This is a genomic window from Moorena sp. SIO4G3, assembly GCF_010692305.1.
In the GTDB taxonomy this organism is placed as follows: Bacteria; Cyanobacteriota; Cyanobacteriia; order Cyanobacteriales; family Coleofasciculaceae; genus Moorena; species Moorena producens_A.
Genome location: NZ_JAAHIG010000555.1, coordinates 1 through 4,230, shown reverse-complemented (window position 1 = coordinate 4,230; position 4,230 = coordinate 1). Strand labels below are relative to the sequence as shown.

At 43.0% G+C, this 4,230-nt stretch carries 3 protein-coding genes and 1 pseudogene; 2 read left to right on the top strand and 2 right to left on the bottom strand.

The genetic code is table 11. The features are described from left to right. Nucleotides 1-143: 143 nt before the first annotated feature. A pseudogene (locus F6J99_RS42590) lies at nucleotides 144-584 on the bottom strand (peptide deformylase); the annotation flags it as partial. Between the two features lie 189 nt (nucleotides 585-773). On the opposite strand from F6J99_RS42590, the gene dnaA reads away from it, so the two are divergent. Then, nucleotides 774-2,156, top strand: coding sequence for a chromosomal replication initiator protein DnaA (gene dnaA, locus F6J99_RS42585; protein ID WP_293122856.1), 1,383 nt, complete (start codon nucleotides 774-776; stop codon nucleotides 2,154-2,156). A gap of 594 nt (nucleotides 2,157-2,750) precedes the next feature. Here dnaA and F6J99_RS42580 read toward each other — a convergent pair. Further along, nucleotides 2,751-2,873: a hypothetical protein gene (locus F6J99_RS42580; protein WP_293122853.1), complete on the bottom strand. Its 123-nt coding sequence runs from the start codon at nucleotides 2,871-2,873 to the stop codon at nucleotides 2,751-2,753. Between the two features lie 55 nt (nucleotides 2,874-2,928). Here F6J99_RS42580 and dnaN point away from each other — a divergent pair, with 55 nt between their 5' ends. Next, nucleotides 2,929-4,110: a DNA polymerase III subunit beta gene (gene dnaN / locus F6J99_RS42575; protein WP_293122851.1), complete on the top strand. Its 1,182-nt coding sequence runs from the start codon at nucleotides 2,929-2,931 to the stop codon at nucleotides 4,108-4,110. Nucleotides 4,111-4,230: the final 120 nt, after the last annotated feature.

Here is a 4,230-nt window from a genome sequence, read left to right as displayed (position 1 = left end):
TGATGTTGCTACTTTTGGTGATGATAAGGACGAAGATGATGATGATAATGAACAAAAATAATCAACAGCTTTTCAGTTGTGTGATCATATTTCTGACATGATCACACAACTGAAAAGCTGTTGATTATTTTTGTTCATTATTGGTCATATTCATGCTGGAATATCCTGGCTACAAAGTCTGTTAATTGTTGCCGCTGACACTGACCATACCGATTAGTATACTCCACCTCAATTCTAGTATACCTGGGTACTAACCCTCGAATTCCGGGAATACTCAGACACCCCTCCCAGTCCTTAACCATGTCAGTGTCATGACTAATAATGGCAGGATTAATCATAGCCGTTGGTTCCATCAACGGTGCGTGGGGATACCTTAAATTCGGACGAGACGCTACGATAAACAAACGATAGGATTGAGATACTTGGGGTGCTGCAATGCCAACCCCATTTGCTGCTGTAGCAGTTGCTATGAGGTGATCAATCAGTTGTTGAAGGCGTTCATCTAGCAAATTATCTACTCGGTTAGTGTGCTGCCGTAAAATCGGGTTACCTAACTGAGCAATTTGTAGTGTTTCACTCGCCATAGTAAAAGCCAAACGTCTATATCCGTCAAGCTTATTCGATCAAATGCTCAAAGAGTACCTTCATATGCTGAACATCCGTAAACCGTTTTGGGGGGTTGGATAAAGGGAAAGGAATTTTTATTCTTTTGGTCTGGGCTGTTGCTCATGACATCTAGCTTAGAAACCATTGACTACGGTAGAAGAAAAACGGTGAAAATTTCCCCAGAACAACTATGGATTCAGGTATTAGAACGTCTCAAACTACAACTGAGTCAGCCCACCTTTGAAACTTGGCTCAAGACAACTAGCGCTCAAGAGCTTGACAATAACTGCTTGCTGATTCGCACTCCCAATCCCTTTTCCAGAAATTGGTTGCAGAAGTATTACGTTAAAACAATTGCTGATGTCGTGGAAGATATTTTAGGTCAACCAGTGGAAATTCACTTCACAACAGCTACAGGAGAGAATAACTCAATGACTGGTGATGTTGACTTTTCCTGGTCATTTCCCGTAGCCACTAATCATTCCCAAAATACCTTTAAAAACCAGCCAAGACGGTCTAAGTTAAATCCTAAGCATGTTTTCTCTCGCTTTGTGGTTGGTCCTAATAATCGCATGGCTCATGCTGCATCTCTGGCGGTAGGGGAGTATCCAGGACGGGAGTTTAACCCTCTGTTTCTTTGTGGTGGTGTTGGTTTAGGCAAAACTCACTTAATGCAGGCAATTGGTCATTACCGCTTGGAGAATAACCCAGACTCTAAAATTTTTTATGTTTCTACTGAGCAGTTCACTAATGATTTAATTTCTGCTATTCGCGAGGATAGTCTCCAGAGCTTCCGAGAACATTATCGAACAGCTGAGGTACTTTTGGTAGACGATATTCAGTTTATTGAAGGTAAGGAATATACTCAGGAAGAGTTTTTCCACACCTTCAATACTTTGCACGAAGCTGGCAAACAAATTGTCTTGGCATCAGACCGTCCTCCTCATCAGATTAATAGCTTGGAAGAACGCCTTTGTTCCCGCTTTTCTATGGGGTTAATCGCTGATATTCAGCCACCGGATTTAGAAACCAGGATGGCTATCTTGCAAAAAAAGGCAGAGGACGAAAATATACGTCTATCCCACGACGTAGTTGAGTATATTGCTGCTAGCTACACCTCTAACATTAGAGAATTAGAGGGAGCTTTAATTAGGGCGGTGACTTATGTATCGATTGCGGGGTTAGCGATGAATGTCGAAAATATTGCCCCGATTTTGAACCCACCGACCAAGAAGATTCAGACTTCTCCTGAAGTGATTTTAAGTACTATATCCGATACGTTTAATCTTTCAGTGGAAGACTTAAAAAGTAGCTCTCGGAGGCGAGAAATTAGTTCGGCTAGGCAAATTGGGATGTATCTGATGAGGCAGCATACAGAATTGAGCCTACCCCGAATTGGGGAAGAATTTGGTGGCAAAGACCACACGACAGTTATGTACAGTTGCGATAAAATTGCTCAGCTGCGGGAAAAAGATGATGAGTTAGCTCAGAAACTTTCTCAGTTAAGCGATCGCATAAATCTAACAGCCAGGAGTCAAAACCAAAAATAAAGCGTGTTTATAGCAATTATCAGCGACGTTTGAGGTACTTTTGTCCTGGCGTTTAGGGAGCAGGGAGTAGGGAGTAGGGAGTAGGGAATCGGGAATCGGGAATCGGGAATCGGGAACAGGGAAAAATACTCTTTACCTGATTAGGCTAGAAAGCGATATTTTAATTAACGTTTTTTAATTAACGTTTGTTAATTAACGGCTTGAGCTTGATGCTATGATCGAGTTTACTGCTATAATATATAGCTTCTGAGTATAAATGCTCTGTGGAAAAATCACCGAATTTTTCCACAACTTTTTCCACAAAGGGATTACTAGCCCAATTAGTATAGCGCTATTGTTTTTGAGTAAGCTATCAGCCTATGGGCTACGCGCTGCATCGCTACTTGAGGTGCTATTATAGTCATTTCAATTTAGATTGAGACAACTCTTTATTGCTATGAAAGGGTTTCAGCCGAAAAAGTGTTCCATTGTTATTTCAAATGACTATAGCTGACTACTGACCACTGACCGCTGACTACTGACCGCTGACTACTGACCACTGACCGCTAACCACTGACCGCTAACCACTGACCGCTGACTAATGACCACTGACCACTAACCACTGACCGCTGACCGCTGACCACTGACCACTGACCACTGACCGCTGACCACTGACCACTGAATACTGACCACTGAATACTGAATACTTAGGTTTTTGAGGTGGTTTTGTAGAAACATTACTAATCGAGTACTATAGTTTTTTGCGAAAGCTAGACCCATTAGAAAACCAATCATGAAACTGGTTTGCAGTCAAAGTGACCTCAATACAAACCTTTCACTAGTGAGTCGGGTAGTCCCTTCTCGCCCTACTCATCCTGTGCTGGGTAATGTTTTGTTAGAAGCAGACCAAAAAAATCAGCGGGTGCTACTAACTGCTTTCGACCTTAGCCTGGGTATCCAGACTAGCTTTAAGGCTGACGTTGAGAAAGGAGGGGAAATTACCCTGCCAGCAAAACTCTTCAATGATATTGTCTCCCGTCTACCTTCAGGGGAAATTACTCTAGAGGATGATGGTAAAGGTACAGACAGTGAGAGCCTGATTGTCACCTTAACCTCAGCTACTGGACGTTATCAGGTTCGAGGAATGAGTTCTGAGGAATTCCCGGCACTGCCGGAAGTTAACGCATCCGTTGCGGTTCATCTTCCTGTAGAAGTGTTAAAGATTGGATTGCAGGGTTCTTTATTTGCCACCAGTTCTGATGAAACTAAGCAAGTGCTGACGGGGGTTCACCTTACTGTAAAGTCGGACAACTTGGAATTTGCTGCTACCGACGGTCACCGACTAGCAGTTGTGGAAACTAATCGGAGAATACAGGAAAGTGCCACGACTAAAGCTACTCAAGAATTGGATGATCATGATTTCCCCCTAGAATTTACTTTACCAGCTAGAGCGTTACGGGAGTTGGAGCGGATAGTATCTAAGGCTCAAGCTCAGGATACTATTGCGATTCAGTTTGAACCTGGTCAGATTGTTTGTCAAGGGGGAGAACAGCGTTTAACAAGCCGAACTTTGGAAGGACAGTACCCTTCCTATCATCAGCTGCTTCCCAAACACTTTGAGCGTCAGATCATTCTAGATCGCCGTCAATTACTCAGTGCAGTAGAACGGATTGCAGTGTTAGCTGACCAGAAAAATAATATTGTCAAGTTTAATATTGACAGTGTTAACCAGCGGCTTAACCTCTCGGTAGAGGCAAAGGATTTGGGTAATGGTCGGGAGTCAATGGAAGTAGAAATATCGGGTGATAGTTTGGAAATTGCTTTTAATGTTAAGTACTTAATTGATGGCTTAAAGGCGCTTTCTAGCTCTGAGATTTCAATGCATATGAATGAAGCTAATAGTCCTGTAATTTTTAAGCCTCTAGGGGGATTGAAGATGACTTATTTGATTATGCCAGTGCAGATTAGGAAATAATAAGGGAAGAGTGTGGGGAGATGGGGAGATGGGGAGATGGGGAGATGGGGAGATGGGGAGAGGGGGAGATGGGGAGAGGGGGAGATGGGGAGATGGGGAGATGGGGAGATGGGGAGATGG

Coding starts and splice junctions, on each gene's coding strand:
- F6J99_RS42580 (WP_293122853.1), bottom strand. CDS start 2,873: ATGTTTCTACAAAACCACCTCAAAAACCTAAGTATTCAGTATTCAGTG.
- dnaN (WP_293122851.1), top strand. CDS start 2,929: ATGAAACTGGTTTGCAGTCAAAGTGACCTCAATACAAACCTTTCACTA.